This is a genomic window from Sphingomonas sp. CFBP9019 (assembly GCF_034045155.1).
GTDB lineage: Bacteria > Pseudomonadota > Alphaproteobacteria > Sphingomonadales > Sphingomonadaceae > Sphingomonas > Sphingomonas aerolata.
In genome coordinates, this window is sequence record NZ_JAXCWK010000001.1 from 555,715 (window position 1) to 580,004 (window position 24,290).

The following is a 24,290-nucleotide window of genomic DNA, read 5'->3' on the forward strand; positions in this document are numbered from 1 at the left end:
CAGGCCGTCATGATCATGCGTCGTCCACTGCATCCGTCTCGTCGCTGTCGTCGGGATCCTCGGCAAGGTTCAGGGGCCGCGCAGGCTGGATCGTCGACACCGCGTGCTTGTAGACGAGCTGCGCCATGCCTTCGCGCTGGAGCAGCATGCAGAACAGGTCGAAGCCGGCAATCTGGCCCTGGAGCATGACGCCGTTGATCAGGAACATGGTCACGCTGTCTTCCGACTTGCGGACCGCGTTCAGGAAAATTTCCTGCAAAAGCGGCTGCTTCTTTTGCGTTTCTCCGACGGCGTTCACGATCGCGGCGACGTCCATCGGTCCCGCGGGCATAATCGTCGAAATCGCGTGCTTGTAGATGAGCTGGGACTGACCGTCGCGACGTAGCAGCACCGAGAAATTATCGAACCAGGTGACGATGCCCTGGAGCTTGACACCCTTGACGAGAAACATCGTGACGGGGGTCTTGGTGCGGCGCAGCGCGTTGAGGAACAGGTCCTGGAGCGAGCCAATTTTTTCGGCCAATGGGATAACCCTTGTTTTTGGCGGGACTTTGCCCGCGTGGCGCCGTTTCCCGGCGTCGGAGATCACCCGATTGCCGGGCGAGCGTCTAATCTATGTTCCCGGTACCGCTTCGTCCATAGGGGCGGGCGACAGATATGCGATCAATCGTCGCGCGTCTCGGTGATCCCAAGCAGCTTCAGCTTCCGGTGCAACGCCGATCGCTCCATCCCGATAAAGCTCGCGGTGCGCGAAATGTTGCCGGAGAACCGACGGATCTGAACACGCAGATACTCCCGTTCGAAGGTTTCACGCGCCTCGCGTAGCGGCGAGCCCATGATCGCAGTTCCCCCGGCGCTGCCCATGTCGCCCTGATCGCCCAGGACTTCGGCCGGCAGCAAGTCGAGATCGATGCGTCCCAGTCGGTCGCCCGGCGCGAGGATGATCGTCCGTTCAACTACGTTGCGAAGCTGACGAACATTTCCCGGCCAGTCGTAGGATTGCAGCGCAACCATCGCATCGGGCGCGATTTCCGGTGTCCGGACCCGGCGTTCTGCCGCATAATGCGCGATGAAATGCTGGACCAGCGCGGGAATGTCCTCGCGGCGATCCGCGAGCGGCGGGATAGCCACCGGCACGACGTTCAACCGGTAATAGAGGTCCTCGCGAAACCGACCCTCGGCAATCTCGTGGACGAGGTCGCGCGCCGTCGCGGACACCACACGCACATCGACCTTGACGACCCTGGTACCGCCGATCCGCGTAAAGCTCTGGTCGGTCAGGACCCGCAAGATCCGCGCTTGCGTCGTGATCGGCATGTCGGCGATCTCGTCGAGGAACAGCGTTCCGCCATGCGCCTGCTCGAGCAACCCGGGGCGGATCTTGTCCCCGCCCTCCTCCGCGCCGAACAACTCTTCGTCGACACGTTCAGGGGTCATCATCGCGGCGCTGACGATCACGAAAGGCGCATCAGTGCGCAGGCTCCAGCCGTGCAGAAGGCGTGCAGCGACCTCCTTGCCGACCCCTGCCCCACCCATGATCAGCACACGGCTGCCGGTGGCGGCGACGCGCTTGAGCGTTGCCCGGACGCCGTTGATCGCCCCCGAATTGCCGGTGAGATCGGTCTCGCGGCCGACCGTAGCCCGTAACGAGGCGACCTCGCGGCGCAGCCGTTCGGTCTCGGTCGCGCGCGCCACCATGAGCAGCAGTCGCTCGGCCTCGAACGGTTTTTCGATAAAGTCCGATGCGCCCCGCCGGATCGCCGCGACCGCGGTGTCGAGATTGCCGTGACCCGATATGACCAGCACCGGGATCGATGGATCCCGCCGCTTTATCTCGTCGAGCAGTTCGAGCCCGTCGAGGCGCGACCCCTGCAGCCAGACGTCGAGCAGCACGAGCGACGGACGCCGCGCCGCGATCGCTTCGAGCGCAGCGTCGCTGTCGCCCGCATCGCGCGTCTGATAGCCCTCGTCCTCCAGGACGCCGGCCACCAGTTCGCGAATGTCACGTTCGTCGTCCACGACGAGAATATCGAGCGCCATCAATTCATGTCCGATTGCGAGTCATTGCGACGAGCTGGCCATCCCCTGCCGGCTCGGGTGCGGATGCCCCCTGATCAAGCGCGACCAGCGCTCTGGCGTCGAAGTTCATGGTGACGATGGTGCCACCACCGGGGCGATCCGAAAATGCGATCGTCCCGCAATGTTCCTCGATGATCTTCTTGACGATGGCAAGCCCGAGCCCGGTTCCGCGGGCCCGCGTCGTCATATAGGGTTCGATGATCCGGTCGCGTTCGACCGGCAGACCGATCCCGGTGTCGGCGACTTCGATCGCGACGCAGTGCCCCGTTCCATCGTGGCGCGTCTCCGTCAGGGTCATGGTAACCGCCCCGCCCTCGTCATCGCCGCGGGTCTCGATCGCCTCGACCGCGTTCTTGACGATGTTCGTCAGAGCCTGCCCGATCTGACGGCGATCGCAGACGAGCATCGGACCCGGGTCGTCATGAACCAGCAGAAACCGGATCCCCGGATGCGCAACCTCATGCAGGAACATCGCCTGGCGGGCGGCGTCGAGCAATGATTCCTCGCGGAAGACGGGTTTGGGCATGCGTGCGAACGAGGAGAATTCATCGACCATCCGGCGCAGGTCCGCGACCTGGCGGATGATCGTGTCGGTGAGCCGCGCAAATGTCCCGTCCTCCGCGGGGATCTTGCCCCCATAGCGCCGCTGCAGTCGCTCCGCGGCGAGCTGGATCGGCGTCAGCGGGTTCTTGATCTCGTGCGCGATCCGGCGGGCGACGTCAGACCAAGCGGCGCGGCGCTGGTCGAGCAGTTGCTGCGTGATATCGTCGAAGGTGAGGATCGGACCGGTCGGCGCATGTGCGATCCGGACGGCGAGTGTCCGCGCATCGCCAGCCTGGCCGACCTGGACGATCGCTTCGCGTCCTCCCTCCTGCACGAGCGCATCGAGTTCAGGCGCAACCTCGTGCAACGGCTTGCCAACCAGGCCGTCCGCGCCGAGCAGCTGGATCGCAGAGCGATTTGCAATCCGGATTACGCGGTCCTTCGCGGTCGCGACGACACCTGCCGAGACATCCGCCATAACCGCCTCGATCAGCGCGCGGCGGGTCTCAAGCTGGTCATTCGCGGTCATCAGATCGCTATTTTGCTCCTGCAGGCGACCCGTCATCTGGTTGAACGCACGCGCCAGCGTCCCGACCTCGTCGCGGCTGCGCGGATCTGGCACGCGCGCGGTCAGATCCCCCTCGGCCACCCGACGTGCCGCATCGACCAGCTCGCCGACGGGGCGTACCAGACGATCTGCGACGGCCAGCGCGATCCAGACCGCAACCCCGACGATGAGCAGGGAAATGCCCAGCAATGCCGCGTTGAACAGGAGCTGGAGGCTGCGCGACCGGGCAAGCAGCTGCCGATAGCTTGCCAGCACGGCGTTGGCGCGCGTCGTCTGCTCCGACAGGAGCTTGGTATCCTCGACGCGCCCAGCATAAAGGAAGAGTTCGTCGGCGCCGGGCAGCATCGTGATCGTGCGGATACGATCCCCCGTCACCGATACTGCGGCGGGCTTGCCGCTCCGGAGTTCGCGGATCGCCTCGGGCGTCACCTGTCGTGTAAAGTCGATTTCATAGGGGTTCACGACCGCGAATGTCTGGATCTCGTTCTGTGGCGTGACCTTGAACAGCGCGGCTTCGGACAGGCTGCGATAATAGACCTGTTGATAAAAATACCCGGAGAAATCCGGGCTCTGCAGCGATCGCTCACGCAGGTAATTGGACATGTCCGCTGCCATCGTGACGCTCGCCTCTTCCCAGCGGCTGAGCTGGCGCGCGTAGGACGACTGGGCGAGTTCGGTGGCGTTTTCGAGCATGCCCCGCGCTTGGTCGGAATACCAGAATTGCACGCCATATTGGAACAGCAGCGACGCGAAGATCGTCACCAGCAGCATCGGCACCGCGGCGACGATCGAGAACAAGGCGACGAGCCGGACGTGCAGGCGGCCGCCACCGCCAACCGGGGACCGCGCAGCGCGCCGCATCGCTACCCGCCGGCCGAGCAGCATCAGCAATGCGATGCCGGGGACGAGATTGGCGATCAGCAGCAGCGCGATCAGCGGTGGCGGCATCAAACGCTGGGGTGAATTGGCGCCGCTGATGAGCACATAGCTCGCGACCGCGACAGTAATCGCCAGCGCGACCACCAGCGCCTCAAGCGCAGGCGTCACTGCGAACCGGTGCGGTGGCACGTCGTCTTCGATGGCAAGCGTCGCGGGGGCGATCATCGTTGCCGTGATACAACGACAATTGTTGCCGGGAAACCACATAATGGCCGGGTCAGCGTGACCCTGCCGCGTCTAGCTCGGTCATGTCGCCGCTGATGTCGATCCCGAGCGTGTCGAGACGCTTGCGCAGCGTGTTGCGATTGATTCCCATCGCACGTGCGGCGCGAAGCTGGTTCTGCCCATGCCGGGCAAGCATCAGTTCGATCAACGGACGCTCGACCTCACCGATGACGCGGTCGTACAGACTGCCGTCGTCGAGCGCTGCCGGGTTTTCCCGCTCGATCCGCCCAATCAGTGCCTTCACCGCGCCGGCGATGTCGAGATCGGTTGCAGTGGCGGTCGGTGTTCGCGCGCCCAGCATCGCGTGGATAGCCTCGGCGCCGATGACCTCATCGCGCGCGAGCACCGCTAGCCTGCGCATCAGGTTTTCGAGTTCGCGAACATTGCCCGGCCAGTCATACGCGCCGAGCGCGGTGATCGCATCCCCCGCCAACTGACGTCGCGGCAGACCCTGGATCGCCGCATGATCGAGAAAATGTCGTGCGAGCAGGGCGACGTCCTGCCGTCGCTCGCGGAGCGGTGGCAAGGTGACCGGCACGACGTTGAGACGGTAGAACAGGTCTTCCCGGAAATGTCCCGCGGCCACCTGCGCCGCCAGATCGCGGTTGGTTGCGGCCAGGATGCGGACATCGACCCGGATCGTGCGCGCGCCACCAACGCTCGTGAACTCGCCCGACTGCAGCACGCGAAGCAGCCGGGTCTGCGCCTCCATCGGCATGTCGCCGATTTCGTCGAGGAACAGCGTGCCGCCCGTCGCCTGCTCGAAACGACCGGCATTTCGCGTTGCGGCACCGGTAAAGGCGCCGCGCTCATGCCCGAACAGTTCGGCCTCGATCAATTCGCGCGGGATGGCGGCCATGTTGATCGCGATGAACGGCGCGGCGCTCCGCTGGCCGAGGTCGTGGATAGCCCGGGCGACCAGTTCCTTGCCGGTGCCCGATTCGCCGGATATCAGCACGGTCAGATCGTTCGAGATGACGCGTGCGATGACCCGGTAGACGTCCTGCATCGCCGCGGACCGGCCGATCAGCGGCAGTGCACGATCCTCGTCGCCGATCCGGTCATCGGACAGCACCCCGCCCCGCGCCAGCGCCCCCGTCACCGCACGCGACAAGACGTCGAGATCAAAGGGCTTGGGCAGATATTCATACGCACCGACCTCCTCCGCGCGTACCGCGGTGGTCAGCGTGTTCTGCGCCGACAGGACGATGATCGGCAGCGTCGGGTGGCGTTCGGCGACATTGCGGACATGGTCGATGCCGTCGCCGTCGGGCAGCACCACGTCCGTGATCAGCACGTCGGGTATCGCCACAGCCAGGGCGCGTTCGAGTTGCGCGAGGCTGTCGGCGACGGTTACGTCGTGGCCGCTGCGCCGCAACGCCTGCGCGACGACGGTGCGAATCGCGGCGTCGTCGTCGACGACCAGCACAGTGCTCATGATGTGGCTCTTGGCAGCAGCAGGCGAAGAACGGTCATTTCTGGAATCCCCTCACGCGCATATTGCACGATCCCGCCCATATCGCGCGTCAGCTTGTCGACGAGGGCGAGGCCCAGCCCCTGCCCTTCACGGCGCCCCGACACGAAGGGATCGAACAGGTGATCGGCAATATCAGCAGGCGCGCCGGGGCCATTGTCGAACACACAGATCTCAATCGGCAACGGGAGACGCGGTTTGCCCGGCGCGCTGCTGACGGTGATCCCGTGGCGATAGGCCGTGGTCATGATGATCAGGGGATTTGGTTGATCTGCAACGGCTTCACGTGCGTTCTTCAGAAGGTTGATGACAATCTGAAGGACCGCGTCGCGATTGATATGCGCGGGCGGTAGCGAGGGATCGAACCGCTCCTCGATCGCGATTCCGCGCGCAAAACCGGCGAGCGCGAGGCGACGCGCGTGCGTCAACAACGGGTAGATATTCTCGCTGGCGAGCGGGAGCGGGCGCGTATCGCTGAAGTCCTGCATGCGATCGATCAGCGCCGCGATTCGGTCCACCTCGGTCGTGATCAGCGTGGTCAGTTCGCCGGCATCGAGCAGCTGCGCGGCCCCGCGGATGCCGGACAAGGGATTCTTGATCTCATGTGCGAGCATCGCCGCGGCCCCGACTGCCGCGCGCGCGCCCGCAGTACGGTCCGCCGAATAGCCCAGCCGTCGCGAGATGGCGGGAACGTGCAGTGTGATCGCGCGCCAGCCGGGATGATCGGGCATGATCGTCTCGGCAAAGTCGACGCGGATCTTCACGCCGCGGGCGGTCGCGATCTCGGTATCAAAGACGGCGAGGCCGCGATTATCGTGCTTGCGGGATTCGTCGGGGGGCGGGAGTATCGCCGCGATCGGCTGCCCTACCATGAGGCGTTCCGACAGGTTGAGCAATTGCTCCGCCAGCGCATTGGCATGGGCTATCCTGTCGTCAGGATCGACCACGACGACCGCCACCGGCAGCGCCGCGAAGACGTCGTTGAACCCCGGACGGTCGCGCCGATCCGACTCAGGCGGCTTCAAGGTGACGCCAGGGCGCGTAGAACTCCGCCAGCATCGCCTTGACCTGGTTGGGGTCCGCCACCTGGTTCACCCGGTTCCGGAACTCCGCCGACCCATGCAGGCCCTTGGTGTACCAGCCGATATGCTTGCGGGCCATGTTGACACCTGTCTCGATCCCATAGTGCTCGAGCATCGCCTCGTAATGCCCTGCAATCGCTTCATATTGTTCGTTGATTGACGGATCGGCCACGCGGCGTCCGGTCGCAAACCAGGTCATGACCTGATTGAGCAGCCAAGGCCGCCCATAGGCGCCGCGTCCGATCATCACGCCGTCCGCACCCGACTGGTCGAGCGCCGCTTCGGCATCCTCGATCGAACAAATGTCGCCATTGACGATCACGGGGATCGACACCGCGTCCTTCACCCGGCGCACGAAGCCCCAATCGGCGCTTCCCTTGTACATCTGATTCCGCGTCCGGCCATGGACGGTGATCAGCTTCACCCCGAGATCTTCTGCGATCCTGGACAATTCGGGTGCGTTGAGACTGTCGTGGCACCAGCCCATACGCATCTTCAACGTGACCGGGACATCGACCGCCTTCACCGTCGCAGATACGATCGCCGTCGCCAGCTTGACGTCACGCATCAGCGCGGACCCGGCATCCCCATTGACGATCTTACGGACCGGACATCCCATGTTGATGTCGACGATCGCGGCACCGCGATCCTGACTCAGCCGCGCGGCCTCGCCCATTTCATAGGGCGTGCACCCGACCAGTTGCATCGACACCGGCTCTTCGAGGCGATCCCATGCCGCCTTCTGGATCGACTGGCGGGTCTCGCGGATTGCAGCCTGGCTCGCGACCATTTCGGTAACGTTAAGCCCTGATCCATATCGCCGCACAAGCGTACGGAACGGCATATCCGTCACGCCCGTCATGGGCGCGAGGACGACCGGACTTTCAATCCGCACGGTGCCGATCTGGATAGGTGAGAGATTACGCATAAGCTGCCCAAAAAAGAGGCAGAACATAGGCCGCGATGCCAGAAATGGCAAGGCTGGTCTAGCTGTTCCCGTCGTGCGCGACGTCATGGGGAACGACTGCCTGCACTGGCGATGCCGCGCTCAAGACGCTAATCGCCGCCCATGACAAAGCGCCGCACCGTCGCCCTGATCGTCGCAGCCGGGTCCGGCACCCGCGCTGGCGGCACCCTCCCCAAGCAATTCGCGACCGTTGCGGGAAGGCCGATGCTCATGCACGCGGTTACCGCAATGTCAGCGCACCCGGCGATCGACGCCGTGAGGGTCGTCGTTGCCGAAGGTCAGCTGGACCATGCAAAGGCGGTACTGGCAGCAGGAGGCGTTACGGACGCGACGGTCATCGTCGGGGGCAGGACCCGCCGGGATTCGGTACTGAGGGGAATCGCTGCCCTGTCCGATTTGGATCACGTTCTCGTTCACGATGCCGCCCGGCCGTTCCTTCCTGCCGGGGTCATCAGCGCGGTCGTGGCAGCGCTGACGAACAGCGACGCCGCGGTGCCTGTGCTGCCGGTAGCGGATACGCTGGCGCGCGGCGCGACGACGCTGACCGGTCGCATGCTCGGCGAAGTCGTTCCGCGCGAGGCCGTATACCGGGTCCAGACGCCGCAGGGCTTCCGGATCGCTAAGCTGCGCGCCGCGCACGCTGCCTGGCCGGCCGATGAAGATGCCAGCGACGATGCCCAGATGGTGCGACGGGTTGGCGGCAGCGTCGCGTTGGTGCAGGGCGATCCGATGCTCGACAAAGTGACTCACCCCGACGATTTTGCCGCCGCTGAAGCGCGCGCGCCCTATGAAAGCCGAACCGCGATGGGCTTCGACGTCCATCGGCTGGAAACGGGCGAGGAATTATGGCTTGGCGGCGTCCGGATCCCGCACGACAAGGGGCTTTCCGGCCATAGCGATGCCGATGTCGCGCTGCATGCGCTGACCGACGCGTTGCTCGGCACGATCGCCGCGGGTGATATCGGCACGCATTTCCCCCCGAGCGATCCGCAGTGGAAAGGTGCCGACTCCGCGCAGTTCCTGCAGCATGCCGCGCAGCTGATCGCGGCCAAAGGCGGTCGGATCGACTTCGTCGACCTGACCATTCTGTGCGAGATGCCCAAGATCGGACCGCACCGCGCGGCGATGACGAACCGGATCGCCGATCTGCTCGACCTCACCACGGACCGGGTGAGCGTGAAGGCGACGACGACCGAGCGACTCGGGTTCACGGGACGGGGCGAGGGCATTGCGGCGCAGGCGGTCGCGACGATCAGCCTCCCTTCGAATCGTGGCCGTGTCGGCGCATGAGGTTCGCTGCCGCACTGACGCTCGCCGCCCTTATCGCAACGCCGGTATCGGCACAGTCCCCCTGCATCTCCGGCCCCGAGGCGGAGGCGATGACGCTCGTCGCGCTGCCCGACATCATCCGTGAAACGGGCCGAATCTGCGCGGCAAGGCTTCCCGCGACCAGCCTCGTGCGCAACCAGTCCAGTACACTGATCGCGCGCTATCAGATCGAAGCGGATCGCGCCTGGCCGTCCGCTCGGGCCGCGATCGTAAAGCTTAGCGACCCTGCGGTCGATGCGCTTCTCCAGTCCGACTATGCCCGGCCATTGCTGACGAGCCTGCTCGTCCCGCAGATTGTCGGACGCATCGCGGCGCGCGACTGTGGGACGATCGATCGGCTCGTGACGCTGCTCCAGCCGCTGCCGCCGCGGAACACCGCTGGCATCGTCGTCGAGACGCTGCGCTATCTCAAGGCTGACAAGGCACGCCGCGGAGATCGATCGACGCCCGACCTTCCGCTCTGCACGGCAACGGAGAGCCGCTGATGGATACCCTTCTCCCTCCCCAGCTGATCGACGCGGCACGCAAGGTCATCGAGGCAAATCGCGCCCTCGGACGACGCGTCGCGGTTGCTGAAAGCTGTACCGGGGGCCTCGTCGCTGCGGCGCTGACGGAAATTCCGGGCAGTTCCGACGTGTTCGAAATCGGGTTCGTGACCTATTCGAACGAGGCCAAGCTGAAACTGCTCAAGATCAGCTCAGACGTGCTTGAGACTTTCGGTGCGGTGTCGATCGCCGTCGCGTGGAGCATGGCGCAGGGCGCACTCGAGCAGTCGGGCGCGGATGTTGCCGTCGCCATCACCGGCATCGCCGGGCCCGGCGGTGGATCGGCGAAGAAGCCGGTCGGGACGGTGGTCTTCGCCCGTGCCGAGAAGGGCGGCGATCGCAGCGATGTCGACGCAGATCGCAAGGATTTTGGCGATCTCGGCCGCGGCGGTATCCGCCTTCAGGCTGCGCTGTGCGCGCTCGAACTCTTGCTGCCGGTCGAGGATGTCGCACCGTAAAGCTCGGCCGCGCGCGTCTCGAACGCGCCAATCATCTTGCGCAATGCGGCACCGAAGACCTGACCCGCGATCAGCTCGAACATCCGGTTTTTGAAAGCAAAGTCGACGGTAAAGTCGACCGCGCACCCCTGCCCCTCAGGACGAAAACGCCATTCGTTGCGAAGATATTTGAGCGGACCATCGACATAGTCGACGAGGATCTCGGTCGGTCGAGTCTTCTGCACACGTGACGTGAACGTCTCGCGCAAGCCCTTAAAGCCGACGATCATGTCCGCGAGCGTTTCCGTCTCACTGTTCGAACGGACGCGCATCGCACTGACCCATGGCAGAAACTCGGCGTAGCGGCCGACATCGGCGACCAGATCGAACATCTGTTCGGGTGTATAGGGTAGATGGCGTGTTTCGGAATGCTTGGGCATCAGATCCGTGCGACCCCGAGCTTGGCATCACGCGCCGCCCGAAGCTGCGCGAAGTCGTCCCCAGCATGGTAGCTCGACCGCGTCAGTGGCGACGATGCAACAAGCATGAATCCCTTGGCCCGGGCGATCGACGCATAGGCATCGAAGGCCTTGGGCGTGACGAACTCGGCCACCTTGGCATGGCGTGGCGTGGGCTGAAGATACTGGCCCATCGTCAGGAAATCGATGTCCGCGCAGCGCATGTCGTCCATGACCTGGTGGATCTCGAGGCGCTCTTCGCCCAGCCCAAGCATCACGCCCGACTTGGTGAAAATCGACGGGTCGTGGCGTTTCACGCTCTCGAGCAAGCGCAACGAGGCATAATAGCGCGCGCCAGGCCGGATCGTCGGGTACAGGCGAGGAACTGTCTCGAGGTTGTGGTTGTAGACATCGGGGCGCGCCTCGACGATCGACTCGATCGCGGCCTGCGCCTTGTTGCGGAAATCGGGCGTCAGGATTTCGATCGTCGTAGTGGGATTCGACGCGCGGATTGCCTGGATGACCTTCACAAACTGCGAAGCGCCGCCATCGGGAAGGTCGTCGCGGTCGACCGATGTGATGACGATGTGGTTCAGCCCCATCTGCGCCGCGGCATCGGCGACATTCTGTGGCTCCATCCGGTCGACCGCGCGGGGCATGCCGGTCTTCACGTTGCAGAAGGCGCAGGCGCGGGTGCAGGTATCGCCGAGGATCATGACCGTTGCATGCTTCTTCGACCAGCATTCGCCGATATTCGGGCATGCGGCCTCTTCACAGACCGTCGTCAGGCTTTTCGAGCGCATCAGTTCGCGGGTCTTGGCGAAGCCGGCGGATGTCGGGGCCTTGACGCGGATCCAGTCGGGCTTTCGAGCGCGCGGCGCGGCGAGCGGGGTCATCTCGTTCATGGCAGGCAGATAGCGATCCCGGCTATATGAAACAACACACATGCGGTTCTTCGCCCGATATCACGGGTATCCTGCGAAGCCGGCAAGAACGCCCCCGCGCCGGCGCATATGCGGAGCGGGCGCACTTACCACGTCGTACCGCACCGACCGGCTCAGCGGAACCGTTCCAGATCCGTCGCAGCCGATACCGCGACGGCATATCGATCGGACAGATACCGTTCGAACCGTTGATGCGCATCGCACGTGAGCTGAAACGCCGCACCCCCCGCTCGCCCGTCGCCGGCAGCCTCGAACTCGATCAGCCCCTGAACCTCGAGCGCGCGAATCCAGCGGGTCAGTGTGGCGTGTCCGACCCCGAGCATCGGTTCAAGGTCGGTCGGCGTCAGGAGAACGCCCTCGGCCTCGCTGACATAGGCCGCAAGCAGGATGTCCCACGCGCTGTCGGCAAACAACGACGGGCAGAATATTGCCCCGCGCGCGCGCCGGGCATCCAGCGTCAGCTGGGCCGTCTTCAACAAGGCTTCGGGTTTGACCTCGCCGGACCCAGGCATGGTTTCCTCGAAGATCATCGTCACGCAGACCTCGGTCCCTGGCGGCGCGATCGATAAATGGCCCTGCACCCAGAGATGCGACGAGTCGGTTCTGACCAGCCTTTTGGTAGTGCTGATCGGGGATCCGGTATGCACCACGCGACGCATCAGTCGCCGGCAGCGCTCGCGGTCGGCAGGCGCGGTGAAATCGAGCATGTTGCTGCCAAGCAAAATGGCGGCTGTCGCATTGAGCGTGTGGCAGAACGTCGCGTCCACCTCGACAATCGCCCCTGAGGTGTCGACACCTATTCGACCGCGTTCCGTCATGACCTACGCCCACTGAATGGCCGTCCGCTACTCGGACACGCCCATTATCTTAGGGCAAGCCTAACCATCATCGGAAGCTGTTCACGCTAACATAAGTTGTTCGGAAGGCGTTAGAATTTCGACCAAAATGGATATAGCTGCAGAGGACTGCGACCAAAAGCGGGGTTGCGCCTTGCGAAGATTAGAGCTTGAGGGCCTTTTTCGCGACCTTGAGGACGGCGGGATCAAGCGGCGGGGGCACCATCGCGACTCCACCCTCCAGACGATCCGCGACGACGGTCAGCGCAGCGATCCGTGCCGCCTTCTTGTCGTTCCCGTCGATGACGATCCACGGTGCTGCCGCGCTGTCCGTGCGTGCGAACATCTCATGCATCGCGGCGAGATAGTCCTCGCGTCGCGACCGGTTGTGATAGTCGTCGAGACCGGTCTTCCAATGCTTCCAAGGGTCGCGCAGCCGCGCCTCGAGCCGGCGATCCTGCTCGTCTTGCGTGATATGGACGAAGATCTTGATCAGCGTCGTGTCGTTCTCGATCAGTCCCGCTTCGAAGGCATTGATCGCGTCATAGCCGCGCTCCCATTCGCGGCGCGTGGCGAATTCCTCGACCCGCTCGACCAGTACCCTGCCGTACCAGCTCCGATCGAAGACGGCGATGTTCCCGTCCGCCGGCAACCGTTTCCAGAAGCGCCAGAGAAAGTGATGTGCCTTCTCGTCGGCGCTCGGGGCGGCGATCGGCCAGACGCGGTAAGTACGGGGATCCCACTCGGCCGACAACCGCTGGATGATACCGCCCTTCCCCGCCGCATCCCACCCTTCGAACATCACCACAGCGGGGCGCTTGTTGACGATATGCGCGACCTGGATGTGCTCAAGCCTCTTCTGAAGCTTTGCCAAGTCGCGCTTGTATTTGCCGTCATAGGCGTCGCCGGCTTCATAATGGGCAAGATCGATGGGCATAAGCAAACTCCAGAAGATCAGGCGGCCACTAGGGGCGGGACGGAAAGGACCGAGGCGGCCGAGCCGCCTCGGCGTCAGCCAGCGGCGGGCGTCACCGTCTTGGCCGGGTCCTTCGGCCCATCGACGGTGAGCTTGATGTTGAGCTCCTTCAGCTGGCGCGGGCTGACCGGGCTTGGTGCGCCCATCATCAGGTCCTCGGCCTTCTGGTTCATCGGGAACAGCACGACCTCGCGGATGTTCGGTTCGCCCGCGAGTAGCATGACCATCCGGTCGATGCCGGGTGCCGAGCCGCCATGCGGCGGTGCGCCGACCTTGAACGCGTTGATCATGCCGGCAAAGTTCGTGTCGACATCGGCCTGCGTGTAGCCGGCGATCTCGAACGCCTTGTACATGATCTCAGGCCGGTGGTTCCGGATCGCACCCGACGACAGTTCGACGCCGTTGCAGACGATGTCGTACTGGTACGCCAGGATATCGAGCGGATCCTTGTTCTCCAACGCGTCCATCTCGCCCTGCGGCATCGAGAACGGGTTGTGGCTGAAGTCGACCTTCTTGGCGTCCTCGTCATATTCGAACATCGGGAAGTCGACGATCCAGCAGAACTCAAACCGGTTCTCGTCGATCAGGCCGAGATCCGCACCTATGCGCGCGCGGGCTGCGCCGGCGAGCTTGGCGGCGGGGAGTTCCTTGCCGGCGGCGAAGAAGATGCCGTCGTTCGGCCCGAGGCCCATCTCCGCGATCAGCTTGCGCGTCGCTTCCTCGCCGTGATTCTTGGCGATCGGGCCGCCAAGTTCGCCGTTCTTCTGCGTGATGTAGCCGAGCCCCGCATGCCCTTCGGCGCGCGCCCAGTCGTTCATGTCGGTGAAGAACTTGCGGCTCTTCTCGGCGGTGTTCGGCGCAGGGATTGCGCGAACCACGTCACCCCCGGCGACGATGCCCGCGAACAGGCCGAAGCCCGAGTCAACGAAGTGGTGGCCGACGTCGTGGATCAGGATCGGGTTGCGCAGATCGGGCTTGTCGCTGCCGTATTTCAGCATCGATTCGCGGTAGGGAATGCGCTTGAACGGCAGGGCGGAGACCTGGCGTCCCTTGCCCTGCCAATCGGCGAACTCCTCGAACACGCCGTGCAGCACGGGCTCGATCGCGTTGAACACGTCGTCCTGCGTGACGAAGCTCATCTCGAAATCGAGCTGGTAGAATTCGCCCGGCGAACGATCGGCGCGCGCGTCCTCGTCGCGGAAGCAGGGGGCAATCTGGAAATAGCGATCGAAGCCCGCGACCATCAGCAGCTGCTTGAACATCTGCGGTGCCTGCGGCAGCGCGTAGAACTTGCCCGGATGCACGCGGCTCGGCACCAGATAGTCACGCGCGCCCTCTGGCGACGACGCCGTCAGGATCGGCGTCTGGAATTCGGTGAAGCCCTGATCGTTCATGCGGTTGCGCAGCGAGGTGATGACCTTCGAACGCAGCATGATGTTCGCGTGCAGCCGCTCGCGCCGCAGGTCGAGATAGCGATAGCGCAGGCGGATATCCTCGGGATACTCGGCCTCGCCAGCGACCGGCATCGGCAGCTCGCCTGCCATCGACTGGACGGTCGCGGCGGTCGCGCGGACCTCGATCCCGCCGGTCGGCAGGTTCGGATTTACCGCTTCGGGCGCGCGTGAGGTCACCTTGCCGGTGATCGTGACGACGCTCTCGCTCTTCAGGCCCTCGATGACCTTGAAGACGGGGCCGCTGACGTCGGTGACGATCTGCGTGATGCCGTAATGATCGCGCAGATCGATGAAGACCAGGTCACCATGATCGCGCTTCTTGTGGACCCAGCCCGAGACGCGGACCTCCTCGCCGACCTGTTCGGGGCGGAGGGCGGCGCAGTTATGGGTGCGATAGGCGTGCATGTGTCTCGTCTCTCATACGTCGTCCCTGCGTTTGCGGGGATCTCGTGCAGCAAGGGTGCGCCCTGCGACGGGAGATCCCAGCGTTTGCTGGGATGACGGGAATTGGATGGCCCGCGCTTCCCTTCCCTACCGGCCTTTGTCAAGGCGCCCCTTTGTCAACATGGGGGAGCCTCGCTATGGACGAGCGATGCATATCCACCCGCTTATCTCCGACAGTGCCACGCTCGCCAATCTGTGCGCGCGCCTGGCCGACGCCGACTATGTGTGCGTCGACACCGAATTCATGCGCGAGAGCACCTATTACCCGGAGCTTTGCCTGATCCAGATCGCCGACGACAAGGAAGCCGCGGCGATCGACCCGATGGCGCCGGGGATCGACCTGAAGCCGCTGCTCGATCTGCTCGTCGAGAATCACGACGTGCTGAAGGTCGTCCATGCCGGCGGGCAGGATATCGAGATCGTCTATAACCTCACGGGCAAGACCCCCTTCCCGCTGTTCGACACGCAGGTCGCGGCGATGGCGCTCGGCCAGGGCGAACAGATCGGCTATTCAAACTTGGTCGACAGCTGGCTCGGCATCGCGGTCGACAAGGGCGCGCGGTTCACCGACTGGGCGCGGCGCCCGCTGGATGCGCGCCAGATCGAATATGCGATCGGCGACGTCACGCATCTGTCGAAGATCTTCCCCAAGATGCTCGAGCGGCTGCGCAAGACCGGGCGCGGCGTGTGGCTTGACCAGGAGATGGAGCGGCTCGGCGATATCGCCAATTACGCGAACGATCCCGACCTGGCCTGGAAGCGCGTTCGGATCTCTGGGCGCAAGCCCGACGTGCTCGGCCGGTTGAAGGCCTTGGCGCGGTGGCGTGAACTCGAGGCGCAGGCGAAGGATCTGCCGCGCGGGCGGATCGTCAAGGACGAGACGCTTGGTGACATGGCAGGGCACCCGCCGCGGAAACAGTCCGACCTTGCCCGCGTCCGGGGGCTTTCGGCCACCTGGGCTGGCAACGATATCGGGGCGCGACTGATGCTCGCGATCGAGCAGGCACAGCCGCTCGGCGACGATGAGCTGCCGCCCCGCGACGATCGCAAGCCGGGTCTTGGCAAGGAGGGCTCGCTGGTCGCGGATCTGCTCAAACTCCTTCTCAAAATCCGCTCGCGAGATATTGATGTAGCGTCGAAACTTCTTGCGAGGACCGACGAGCTCGAGGCGCTGGCCGCGGGCGTGCGGACGGGCTTGCCGATGCTGGAGGGGTGGCGGTTCGACCAGTTCGGCCGCGACGCGCTGGACCTGGTCGAGGGCCGGCTGGCCTTTGCGGTGATCAACGGAAAGTTGAAAATGACCCGTACGGAGGACGCGGCATGAAGCGGGCGCTGCTTGCGGTCGTGCTTGCTTCGGCGGGGTGCATGCCGGTCGAGATGCGCGACGGCGCACCCGATGTTGCGACGCCAACCCCGCCCGGTGCAGCGTGCAAGATTGAGGCACTGGGCGATCTGGTTGGGAAGCGGGCAAGCGATGCGCGCGCGGATGTGATGCTGGCCCGATCGGGCGCGCGTACGCTGCGGTGGATCGCGCCGAACGACGTGGTGACGATGGACTTCCGGAACGATCGCCTGAATGTCTATGTCGACGGCGCGAGCAGGATCGAGCGTTTCACCTGCGCCTGACCCTGATTGCGCGTTCGTCTCCGGTCAAGCGATCGCGAGCACCGGCTTCCGGCCGATGGCCGCGGCTAGCGCCGCGTGCCGCCGCTCAACAGCTTCCCCGTAGAGTCCCCGATCTGCGAGCAGCAGCGTAAGCGTCAGCGATACGCCGTCATCGGTGATGCGCGAGCGTTTGAGCGGTCCGGCAAGCCCGCCGCTCATTCGCTGCCCGAGACGCATCGCAAGTCCCCAGGCCGTTGCGCTCTGGATCTCTGCGGGTGTCGCCAGGCGCTCCACGGGATCCGCGGCGGCCAGGTCACCGCCAAGGCTGGTATACAGGGCCTGGGCGAGCATACCGCGACCCGGTGCGTCGATCGCGACCCAATTGCCGTGCAACGCGACTTCGACCCCGCGCTCGGCGCGAAATTCCGGATTGGCGCGCCAACCCACGTCGGCGAGGAGGCAGGCGGTGTGGCGTAAGCGCGCCACCGCAGGGGGTTCGGTAACGAACAACGGCGCGATCCAGCGATCGAGCAGATCGCCATGTTCGGGAAAGCGGCCGAGCAGGCGCCCCTCCTCGCGTGCGGCTTCGATCAGGGGGTCGAGTGCCCGCGCCGCCGGTTTGAGGTCGCCGTAGAGCAGCCCTTCGCGAAGGCCATAGGCGGAGACGATCGTCGTCTTGCTACCAAGCTGGCGCATGAGAATGCCGAGCAACGCGGCGGCATCCCCAAGCGTCGCGATCCGGCCGGACGACAGGCCCGGAATGGCTTTCAGGCGTGGCTTGGACAATTGCGGGATGGTGCGACTGAGGCGCGTGACGGTCGCTGCGGTCATCGAATATTGATGGATGATCGGCAGCGGATAGTCCGACAACTCCATATCGAGCCGCGCCAGCGCGCGCCATGACCCGCCGACGAGATACAGGGGCAGTCCCTGCCCGCGTGCGGCCCAGCCGGCGTCGCGTACGAGCCGCGCGACATGGCGCTCGAGCACCTTGCCGCGTTTCGCCCGCATCGGTCCGATACGCAGCACGCCGAGGGGGAACGAGACGCTGTCCTCGATCTTGCCACGGCGGACGCGTACGAGCTCAAGGCTGCCGCCGCCGAGATCGCCGACGATGCCATCCGCCTCAGGGATCGCAGACAGCACGCCATAGCCCGCAGCGCTCGCCTCCTGTCCGCCCGAGAACGTCTCAACCTTGAGCCCCAACTCCTCTGCCGCGGCGATGAGGTCACCACCGTTCCGGGCATCGCGAACTGCTGCCGTGGCAACCGTCCGCAGCGTCGAACACTCCATCTCACGCGCAACCGCGGCAAACCGCGCAAGCGCCACCTTAGCCGTCTTGAGTGCTGACTTTTCGATCGTGCCCGTCGCCGCCAATCCGCGGCCGAGGCCCGCCAGCACCTTCTCGTTGAACCGGATCGCCGGCAGTCTGGGCGGCCCCTGATAGACGACGAGCCGGATCGAGTTCGATCCAATGTCGATGATCCCGGTGCGCGGATGGTCGTCGACCTCAACCTTTGGCGTCGCGGTGCCGAACAGGAGGTTGGTAACGCTCATCGCTGTCGACGGAGCGAAAGCGTCGGCACGGTTGCGCTCGTGGCAAGCGATGCACCACGGCCGGAAAGAGACGGATTGGTCATGAAATACCGATGCAGGTTGAACGGACGATCGCCGGGATCGACGCGCGAATAATCGCCGTCGGGTCCTAGCTCCCAGCTTTGTTCGTTGTCGATGAGATTGGCGACCATCACCTGGTCGAGGATCTGGTCGTGCACCGTCGGGTTGAGGATCGGCAGCATGTATTCGACGCGCCGATCGAAATTACGCGGCATCCAGTCGGCGGACGAGATGAACAGCTTTGCACCGTCATTCGGTAACGCCTTCCCGTTTCCGAAAGCCCAGATACGGCTGTGTTCGAGAAACCGGCCGATCACCGATTTGACGCGGATCGTTTCGGACAGGCCGGGCACACCCGGTCGGAGACAGCAGATACCGCGGATGATGAGGTCGATTTCGACCCCAGCCCCGCTCGCCTCGTACAGCTTCTCGATCACCGCAGGGTCGACCAACGAGTTCATCTTCGCCCAGACCCCTGCCGGTCGCCCCGCGCGGGCATTGGCGATCTCGACGTCGATCAGGGTCATCAGATTCTTCCGGAGGTCGCGCGGGCTCAGGCTGACGCGGGCCATGTCCGTCGGTTCGACATAGCCGGTGATGTAGTTGAACATCTGCGCAGCATCACGCCCGACCGCCGCGTCGGCGGTAAAGAAGCTGAGGTCAGTGTAGATCTTGGCTGTGACGGGGTGATAATTGCCGGTACCGAAATGGCAGTAGGTCCGGAACGCCTGCCCCTCTCGGCGGACGACCAGGGAGACCTTTGCATGGGTCTTCCAGTCGATGAATCCATAGACGACCTGCACCCCTGCGCGTTCCAGCGCGGAGGCCCAGACCATGTTCTGCTCCTCATCGAACCGTGCCTTGAGTTCGACCACCGCGGTGACTGATTTGCCCGCCTCGGCCGCGGTGATCAGCGCATTGATGACCGCGGGTTGCTTGCCGGCGCGGTAGAGCGTCTGCTTGATGGCGACGACATCGGGATCATTCGCCGCCTGCTTCAGGAAGGCCAGCACCACCTCGAACGTCTCATAGGGGTGGTGGACGACGATGTCCTTGGCCTTGATCGCTGCGAAGCAATCACCGCCAAATTCACGGATTCGCTCCGGAAAGCGCGGCGTGAAGGGCGGGAATTTCAAATCGGGGCGATCCTCCTCGACCAGTCCGTCGAGATCGACGATGCCCAGCAGATTGCCGCTTTCGGTGATGATCGCCTCGGCCCCGCCCAGTTCATCTTTGAGCACGGCTGCCAGCACGTCCGGTATCCCGGTTTCCAGCTCGAGCCGGATTACCCGGCCCCGGCGGCGGCGTTTGATCGCGTTGGCAAAGTAGCGGACAAGGTCCTCCGCCTCCTCCTCGATCTCCATGTCGCTGTCGCGCAGGACGCGGAAGCTCGCGGCGGCAAGCACCTCATAGCCCGGGAACAGCACCGGCGCGAACCGCTTGAGGAGCGTCTCGATCGCGACGTAGCGCGCGGGCTCGCCAGGCAACCGCACGAAGCGCGTCATGGTGTGCGGCAACATGACCAGTTCGCGGACCGGCTCGTTGTCCGACCGGCGGACGAGGTCGAAGATTACCGACAGGCCGCGGTTCGGAATGAACGGGAACGGATGGGCGGGGTCGAGCGCCTGCGGGGTCAGAATCGGAAAGATCTGCTCACGAAAATGCGTTTCGAGCCAGTCATCGGCTTCGCCCTCGACGGCATCGCGGCGCAGGACAAACAGCCCCGCTTCGTCGAGCAGCACACGAAGATCACCCCAGACCGCCTGCTGGCTCTCCATCAGCGCGTCCGCTTCGCGGATGATCGCGGTCAGCTGCTGCCCGGCGGTCAAGCCGTCGGCCGAGCGACGATCGACGTCCTGCGTCTGCTGACCCTTCAGTCCGGCGACACGGACCATGAAGAACTCGTCGAGATTGGATCCCGAAATCGAGAGAAACCTAAGCCGTTCGAGCAACGGATGCGCCGGATTGCACGCCTCTTCGATCACGCGCCGATTGAACGCGAGCCAGGAAAGCTCACGGTTGAAAAATCGGTCGTTCGGCTGAGCGCCGATGGGATCGTCGTCGTCTTCCGCTTGGCGGACGATATGCGCTGGACGGTTCATCGGTCCTCTAGGGGCTTAAGGTGACGTGAAAAGCGGCAGATCAAGGGCAAGTTGCGGCCGTAGGATCAGGCCAGCCTCGGTCAGGGTGGTTCGTGCAAGATTAATGGACAAGCGCTTGCGGCGTTCCATCGTTTCCTGATCCAGCGCATCGACGGTTCGCGTGACGGTAATATGACTACGCTCGATTCGCGACGCGAGCCAGTCGATGAGATCGGGCCGTGCATCGACGTTGCGGCGCTCGAACAGATGCGCAAGCAACAGGCGCATGAGCTCGTCGTCGGGTGCACCGATCGCCGCGATCGGGCTCGCAGCAAGGCGCGATCGCAGGTCAGGAAGCTTGACCTTCCATTCGGGCGGTGCCGCGTCAGCGACAATGAGCAACGGTTTTTGCTCTTCCTGGGCCTGGTTCCAGGCGTGGAATAGCTGTGCCTCGGGTACGCGTTCTGCGTCGTCGATGATCGTCCCGCCACTCTTGGCCGCGAAGATCCGTGCGAGCAGGCTGCGGCCAGACTTTCGCGGACCGGTCAGGATGGCGGTCATCACCGGCCAGGTCGCCCAATGCTCCAGCGTCTGCGCCGCACGGACATTTGAAGGAGTTACGAGGAAGGCGTCGTCACGGGGATCCGCCGGCCAACCGAGCGGCAGCGCAATTTGAGTCATTCGATCCGCGCTCACCCTGTCGTCGCATTGTCCGCAGGCAAGTCCGGCGGAAGAAGTTGTGCGGTGCGGCGGATCCGAATGGTCTGGCCCGAACCGAACACCTGATAGCCGCGCGCTTCGAGCGCCGCCTTGAGCGCTGCCGGATCGCCATCATAGGCAACACGCATCAGTGACACGCCGCCGAGTGCGAGGCTGGTCGTCGCGGCCGACCGGACGCCGGGAATCGCCCGCAGCGCCGCCTCCGTCGAGGTAACGGCCGCCGCTGCGGGCGTATCGAACTGAACGGTGATCGAGAGGCCGGTGCCCCCCGTCAGGACGGCCGTATTGGCGTCGGCCGTTTCATCGCCCGGGACGGTCTCAGTCGCAATGGGATCGGGCGCAGGCGGCGGCGAAAGGCTGTAGTCGACCCGCAGCGTGCCGTTCCGCCGCGCCTGCTGGTACAGGTCATCGATCCGCTTGACGCCGGTGTCCATGAGCTGCGGCAGCCCGTCCGGGGTCCCGACCCGCAGCGTGAAACGGCCGATCAGCGCGTTGTCGGGGCCATGACGTGCTTCGAACACCCCGATCACCGGGCCACCCGGCGATTGGCGATATAGCGTGACGACCGGAACGAGAATGTCGCTGGCGCCATATTGATCGATGATCGTCCGCCACCAGCCGCGGCCGGGCCGCTGCGTCTGGCCGACGTTCAACAGTAGCGGGTCGGGGCCCGACCCCGACGGGCGGACATAGTCGATGCTGCTGTTACCCGTCCGATAGCGTGCCCAGGCCTGCTGCCATTCCGTCCGCTGCTCGAAGACCTGCCCGACACCGCCCGACCATTGGACCGGTATGACGAGCATCGGTTGCGACCGATCCGAATAAGTCGAGATACCCAGGAGCGATCCCGCCCGAGTCCGATCGAACAGAACGCCGAGCTTGGCGACGTAACGCTGCGGCCCGATCTGTTCGTTCTCGACGACGATACCCGAAACCAGCGAATCGAGCGTGCCGTCGGACACCAGCGCGCCGCCCCCGCCCAGCCGATTCGACAACTGCACCCAGGCCTTGCGCTGCGCCAGTCGCCAGCCGCCATAGCGGGCAGCGTCGGCGGACGGGCCCGCGACGTCGACGATGACGCCGCTGACCTCGTACGCACTCCCGCTATCGACGGGCGCTGCGCCGCGGCTGCCGCCCTCGATCTGTGCGAGCACGGCCCCGCCGCCAAGCAGGAGCGCGGCGCCGGCAAGCGCGATGGGAAGGGCACGGATACGCATCACGCGGGCCTTTTGGCGAAGCAGACGTGGAAATCCAAGCGCGATGTGGCTAGCAGCACCGATCATGACCGATACGCCAGACACCGCCACGCCCTATACCTATGCTCAAGCGGGGGTTTCGATCGCCGCCGGCAACGCGCTGGTGCGCGCGATTGCACCGCTTGCCCGCTCGACGCGACGACCCGGCGCCGATGCCGATCTCGGCGGCTTTGGTGGCCTGTTCGACCTGAAGGCGGCGGGCTTCGTCGACCCTTTGCTGGTCGCGGCGAACGATGGCGTGGGCACCAAGCTGAAGCTCGCGATCGAATGGAACCGACATGACGGCGTTGGCATCGATCTCGTTGCGATGTGCGTGAACGACCTAATCGTTCAGGGCGCAGAGCCGCTGTTTTTCCTCGATTATTATGCAAGCGGCAAGCTCGACGCCGCGGTGGCGGAGCGCGTAGTCGCGTCGATCGCAGAGGGTTGCAAGACGGCCGGTTGTGCGCTGATCGGCGGCGAAACCGCGGAGATGCCGGGCATGTACGCGGACGGCGACTATGATCTCGCCGGCTTCTGCGTCGGCGCGGTCGAGCGGACCAACATGCTGACCGGCCGCGATATCGCGGCGGGCGATGTGATGCTCGGACTGGCGTCGTCGGGCGTGCATTCGAACGGCTTCTCGCTGGTCCGCCGTCTCGCCAGCGACCGCGGGTGGAAACTCGACCGGCCGGCGCTGTTCGATCAGGACAAGCTGCTGATCGACCATCTGATGGCGCCGACTCGGATCTACGTCGCCGGCCTCCTGCCACTTCTGCGTGAGCGCCGCATCAAGGGCCTCGCGCATATCACGGGCGGTGGCTTGCTCGAAAACATTCCACGGGTTCTGCCGCAAGGCGTTCATGCGATCGTCGATGCAGATGCCTGGGAGCAGTCCCGGCTCATGGCCTTCCTTCAGGCGCAGGGTGCTATCGAACCCGAGGAGATGGCACGGACCTTCAATTGCGGCGTCGGCATGGTCGCTATCGTCGACGCTAACGATGTGACGATGATCACCGCTGCTCTGGAAGCCGCGGGCGAGACGGTATTCCCGATCGGGCGGATCGAGGCGGGGACACATGGCTGCACCGTGCGCGGTTCGGCGGGCACATGGAGCGCGCGCGCCGACTGGACCGCGACTCATGGCTGACAGAACGCGCGTCGGCGTGCTCCTGTCGGGGCGCGGATCGAACATGATCGCGCTGGTTGAGGCGTCGCGCGCTGCGAACTGCCCTTATGAGGTGGTGCTCGTCGCGTCCGACAAGCCGGAGGCGGCCGGCATCGCATGGGCAAAGGCCGAGGGGATAGCGACATTTGCGCTGTCTCCCCGCGGGTTGGGTAAACCGGCCTTTGAGGCGGCGATCGATCGGGCGCTCCGGGACGCCGCGGTCGATATCATCGCGCTGGCCGGCTATATGCGGCTGCTCTCCGACGGATTCGTCGCCGCATGGCGCGATCGGATCGTCAATATCCATCCCTCGTTGCTCCCCAAATATAAGGGGCTCGATACGCATGCGAGGGCGATCGCGGCGGGCGATGCCACAGGAGGATGCTCGGTCCATCTGGTTACCGAGGAACTCGATGGCGGCGTCGTGCTGGGCCAGGCCGAAGTCCCGATTCTGCCAGCCGACGACGCGGACGCGCTGGCGAATCGCGTGCTGGCCGCGGAACATGCGCTATACCCCAGAACGCTCGCCGAGTTCGTGACACGATGAACGCCCTGTCGAAAGCA

At 64.7% G+C, this 24,290-nt stretch carries 22 protein-coding genes; 7 read left to right on the top strand and 15 right to left on the bottom strand.

The genetic code is table 11. The annotated features are described in order from the left end of the window. Nucleotides 1-13 precede the first annotated feature (13 nt). From hfq to dusB, 6 genes are all read right to left on the bottom strand, one after another. Entirely contained in the window at nt 14-589 is a 576-nt protein-coding gene (gene hfq / locus SOM18_RS02405; RefSeq protein WP_268745750.1) for an RNA chaperone Hfq, read from the bottom strand. A gap of 74 nt (nt 590-663) precedes the next feature. Beyond that, entirely contained in the window at nt 664-2,040 is a 1,377-nt protein-coding gene (locus SOM18_RS02410) for a sigma-54-dependent transcriptional regulator (RefSeq protein ID WP_031393368.1), read from the bottom strand. Nucleotides 2,041-2,044: 4 nt separating this feature from the next. Further along, the gene (locus SOM18_RS02415; protein WP_042466283.1) at nt 2,045-4,294 is read right to left on the bottom strand and encodes a sensor histidine kinase; all 2,250 of its coding nucleotides are present in this window, start codon (nt 4,292-4,294) and stop codon (nt 2,045-2,047) included. Nucleotides 4,295-4,346: 52 nt separating this feature from the next. Beyond that, nucleotides 4,347-5,792 carry a nitrogen regulation protein NR(I) gene (gene ntrC, locus SOM18_RS02420; protein WP_320481240.1) on the bottom strand — a complete coding sequence of 482 codons (1,446 nt, stop codon included), beginning with the start codon at nt 5,790-5,792 and terminating at the stop codon, nt 4,347-4,349. Further along, the gene (locus SOM18_RS02425; RefSeq protein ID WP_031439020.1) at nt 5,789-6,853 is read right to left on the bottom strand and encodes a two-component system sensor histidine kinase NtrB; all 1,065 of its coding nucleotides are present in this window, start codon (nt 6,851-6,853) and stop codon (nt 5,789-5,791) included. Before SOM18_RS02425 ends, ntrC begins: the two co-directional genes overlap by 4 nt. Further along, nucleotides 6,840-7,838 carry a tRNA dihydrouridine synthase DusB gene (dusB, locus tag SOM18_RS02430; RefSeq protein WP_031439019.1) on the bottom strand — a complete coding sequence of 333 codons (999 nt, stop codon included), beginning with the start codon at nt 7,836-7,838 and terminating at the stop codon, nt 6,840-6,842. Before dusB ends, SOM18_RS02425 begins: the two co-directional genes overlap by 14 nt. A 141-nt stretch (nt 7,839-7,979) precedes the next feature. Here dusB and SOM18_RS02435 point away from each other — a divergent pair, with 141 nt between their 5' ends. From SOM18_RS02435 to SOM18_RS02445, 3 genes are read left to right on the top strand one after another with little or no spacing between them, the layout of a single operon-like run. Next, nucleotides 7,980-9,167, top strand: coding sequence for a bifunctional 2-C-methyl-D-erythritol 4-phosphate cytidylyltransferase/2-C-methyl-D-erythritol 2,4-cyclodiphosphate synthase (locus SOM18_RS02435; protein ID WP_031439018.1), 1,188 nt, complete (start codon nt 7,980-7,982; stop codon nt 9,165-9,167). Then, nucleotides 9,164-9,691 carry a hypothetical protein gene (locus tag SOM18_RS02440; RefSeq protein ID WP_031439017.1) on the top strand — a complete coding sequence of 176 codons (528 nt, stop codon included), beginning with the start codon at nt 9,164-9,166 and terminating at the stop codon, nt 9,689-9,691. The genes SOM18_RS02435 and SOM18_RS02440 overlap by 4 nt, the downstream gene beginning before the upstream one ends. Beyond that, nucleotides 9,691-10,209 (top strand): CinA family protein, encoded by a 519-nt coding sequence (locus SOM18_RS02445; protein ID WP_031439016.1) that lies wholly within the window; start codon nt 9,691-9,693, stop codon nt 10,207-10,209. The genes SOM18_RS02440 and SOM18_RS02445 overlap by 1 nt, the downstream gene beginning before the upstream one ends. On the opposite strand, the gene SOM18_RS02450 is transcribed toward SOM18_RS02445, so the two are convergent. The 5 genes from SOM18_RS02450 to aspS form a co-directional block, all read right to left on the bottom strand. After that, nucleotides 10,152-10,628 (bottom strand): type II toxin-antitoxin system RatA family toxin, encoded by a 477-nt coding sequence (locus SOM18_RS02450; protein WP_031439015.1) that lies wholly within the window; start codon nt 10,626-10,628, stop codon nt 10,152-10,154. The genes SOM18_RS02445 and SOM18_RS02450 overlap by 58 nt on opposite strands. After that, on the bottom strand, nt 10,628-11,551 hold the full coding sequence (lipA, locus tag SOM18_RS02455; protein ID WP_031393377.1) for a lipoyl synthase: 924 nt from the start codon (nt 11,549-11,551) through the stop codon (nt 10,628-10,630). The genes SOM18_RS02450 and lipA overlap by 1 nt, the downstream gene beginning before the upstream one ends. A gap of 152 nt (nt 11,552-11,703) precedes the next feature. Continuing rightward, on the bottom strand, nt 11,704-12,408 hold the full coding sequence (locus tag SOM18_RS02460; protein WP_081874044.1) for a PAS domain-containing protein: 705 nt from the start codon (nt 12,406-12,408) through the stop codon (nt 11,704-11,706). Between the two features lie 181 nt (nt 12,409-12,589). Beyond that, a complete protein-coding gene (locus tag SOM18_RS02465) occupies nt 12,590-13,363 on the bottom strand; it encodes a polyphosphate kinase 2 family protein (protein WP_031439013.1) in 774 nt (257 codons plus the stop codon). Nucleotides 13,364-13,437: 74 nt separating this feature from the next. After that, nucleotides 13,438-15,261, bottom strand: a complete 1,824-nt coding sequence (gene aspS / locus SOM18_RS02470; RefSeq protein ID WP_031439012.1) for an aspartate--tRNA ligase — start codon at nt 15,259-15,261, stop codon at nt 13,438-13,440. Between the two features lie 187 nt (nt 15,262-15,448). On the opposite strand from aspS, the gene rnd reads away from it, so the two are divergent. Then, nucleotides 15,449-16,624 carry a ribonuclease D gene (rnd, locus tag SOM18_RS02475; RefSeq protein ID WP_031439011.1) on the top strand — a complete coding sequence of 392 codons (1,176 nt, stop codon included), beginning with the start codon at nt 15,449-15,451 and terminating at the stop codon, nt 16,622-16,624. Then, nucleotides 16,621-16,926 carry an I78 family peptidase inhibitor gene (locus SOM18_RS02480; RefSeq protein WP_052148993.1) on the top strand — a complete coding sequence of 102 codons (306 nt, stop codon included), beginning with the start codon at nt 16,621-16,623 and terminating at the stop codon, nt 16,924-16,926. The genes rnd and SOM18_RS02480 overlap by 4 nt, the downstream gene beginning before the upstream one ends. Before the next feature lie 24 nt (nt 16,927-16,950). Here SOM18_RS02480 and SOM18_RS02485 read toward each other — a convergent pair whose 3' ends face one another. From SOM18_RS02485 to SOM18_RS02500, 4 genes are read right to left on the bottom strand one after another with little or no spacing between them, the layout of a single operon-like run. Next, nucleotides 16,951-18,462: a Ppx/GppA family phosphatase gene (locus tag SOM18_RS02485; protein ID WP_042466272.1), complete on the bottom strand. Its 1,512-nt coding sequence runs from the start codon at nt 18,460-18,462 to the stop codon at nt 16,951-16,953. Then, the gene (locus SOM18_RS02490) at nt 18,459-20,624 is read right to left on the bottom strand and encodes an RNA degradosome polyphosphate kinase (RefSeq protein WP_031439008.1); all 2,166 of its coding nucleotides are present in this window, start codon (nt 20,622-20,624) and stop codon (nt 18,459-18,461) included. Before SOM18_RS02490 ends, SOM18_RS02485 begins: the two co-directional genes overlap by 4 nt. A gap of 15 nt (nt 20,625-20,639) precedes the next feature. Then, on the bottom strand, nt 20,640-21,284 hold the full coding sequence (locus tag SOM18_RS02495; protein ID WP_031439007.1) for a DnaA ATPase domain-containing protein: 645 nt from the start codon (nt 21,282-21,284) through the stop codon (nt 20,640-20,642). A gap of 11 nt (nt 21,285-21,295) precedes the next feature. Next, nucleotides 21,296-22,540 carry a heavy-metal-associated domain-containing protein gene (locus tag SOM18_RS02500; protein WP_031439006.1) on the bottom strand — a complete coding sequence of 415 codons (1,245 nt, stop codon included), beginning with the start codon at nt 22,538-22,540 and terminating at the stop codon, nt 21,296-21,298. A 64-nt stretch (nt 22,541-22,604) separates the two neighbouring features. Here SOM18_RS02500 and purM point away from each other — a divergent pair, with 64 nt between their 5' ends. Both purM and purN read left to right on the top strand, forming a co-directional pair. Continuing rightward, complete coding sequence (gene purM / locus SOM18_RS02505; RefSeq protein ID WP_031439005.1) at nt 22,605-23,708, top strand: phosphoribosylformylglycinamidine cyclo-ligase; 1,104 nt, start codon at nt 22,605-22,607, stop codon at nt 23,706-23,708. Further along, nucleotides 23,701-24,273: a phosphoribosylglycinamide formyltransferase gene (gene purN, locus SOM18_RS02510; protein ID WP_031393388.1), complete on the top strand. Its 573-nt coding sequence runs from the start codon at nt 23,701-23,703 to the stop codon at nt 24,271-24,273. Before purM ends, purN begins: the two co-directional genes overlap by 8 nt. Nucleotides 24,274-24,290 lie beyond the last annotated feature (17 nt).

Bases quoted from the DNA above. Each gene is read 5' to 3' on its own strand.
- SOM18_RS02415 (WP_042466283.1), bottom strand. From the start codon at position 4,294: ATGATCGCCCCCGCGACGCTTGCCATCGAAGACGACGTGCCACCGCAC.
- dusB (WP_031439019.1), bottom strand. From the start codon at position 7,838: ATGCGTAATCTCTCACCTATCCAGATCGGCACCGTGCGGATTGAAAGT.
- SOM18_RS02435 (WP_031439018.1), top strand. From the start codon at position 7,980: ATGACAAAGCGCCGCACCGTCGCCCTGATCGTCGCAGCCGGGTCCGGC.
- SOM18_RS02445 (WP_031439016.1), top strand. From the start codon at position 9,691: ATGGATACCCTTCTCCCTCCCCAGCTGATCGACGCGGCACGCAAGGTC.
- purM (WP_031439005.1), top strand. From the start codon at position 22,605: ATGACCGATACGCCAGACACCGCCACGCCCTATACCTATGCTCAAGCG.
- SOM18_RS02490 (WP_031439008.1), bottom strand. From the start codon at position 20,624: ATGAACCGTCCAGCGCATATCGTCCGCCAAGCGGAAGACGACGACGAT.
- SOM18_RS02500 (WP_031439006.1), bottom strand. From the start codon at position 22,540: ATGCGTATCCGTGCCCTTCCCATCGCGCTTGCCGGCGCCGCGCTCCTG.
- lipA (WP_031393377.1), bottom strand. From the start codon at position 11,551: ATGAACGAGATGACCCCGCTCGCCGCGCCGCGCGCTCGAAAGCCCGAC.
- ntrC (WP_320481240.1), bottom strand. From the start codon at position 5,792: ATGAGCACTGTGCTGGTCGTCGACGACGACGCCGCGATTCGCACCGTC.
- SOM18_RS02440 (WP_031439017.1), top strand. From the start codon at position 9,164: ATGAGGTTCGCTGCCGCACTGACGCTCGCCGCCCTTATCGCAACGCCG.
- SOM18_RS02450 (WP_031439015.1), bottom strand. From the start codon at position 10,628: ATGCCCAAGCATTCCGAAACACGCCATCTACCCTATACACCCGAACAG.
- purN (WP_031393388.1), top strand. From the start codon at position 23,701: ATGGCTGACAGAACGCGCGTCGGCGTGCTCCTGTCGGGGCGCGGATCG.
- aspS (WP_031439012.1), bottom strand. From the start codon at position 15,261: ATGCACGCCTATCGCACCCATAACTGCGCCGCCCTCCGCCCCGAACAG.
- SOM18_RS02480 (WP_052148993.1), top strand. From the start codon at position 16,621: ATGAAGCGGGCGCTGCTTGCGGTCGTGCTTGCTTCGGCGGGGTGCATG.
- SOM18_RS02410 (WP_031393368.1), bottom strand. From the start codon at position 2,040: ATGGCGCTCGATATTCTCGTCGTGGACGACGAACGTGACATTCGCGAA.
- SOM18_RS02495 (WP_031439007.1), bottom strand. From the start codon at position 21,284: ATGACTCAAATTGCGCTGCCGCTCGGTTGGCCGGCGGATCCCCGTGAC.
- rnd (WP_031439011.1), top strand. From the start codon at position 15,449: ATGCATATCCACCCGCTTATCTCCGACAGTGCCACGCTCGCCAATCTG.
- SOM18_RS02485 (WP_042466272.1), bottom strand. From the start codon at position 18,462: ATGAGCGTTACCAACCTCCTGTTCGGCACCGCGACGCCAAAGGTTGAG.
- SOM18_RS02460 (WP_081874044.1), bottom strand. From the start codon at position 12,408: ATGACGGAACGCGGTCGAATAGGTGTCGACACCTCAGGGGCGATTGTC.
- SOM18_RS02465 (WP_031439013.1), bottom strand. From the start codon at position 13,363: ATGCCCATCGATCTTGCCCATTATGAAGCCGGCGACGCCTATGACGGC.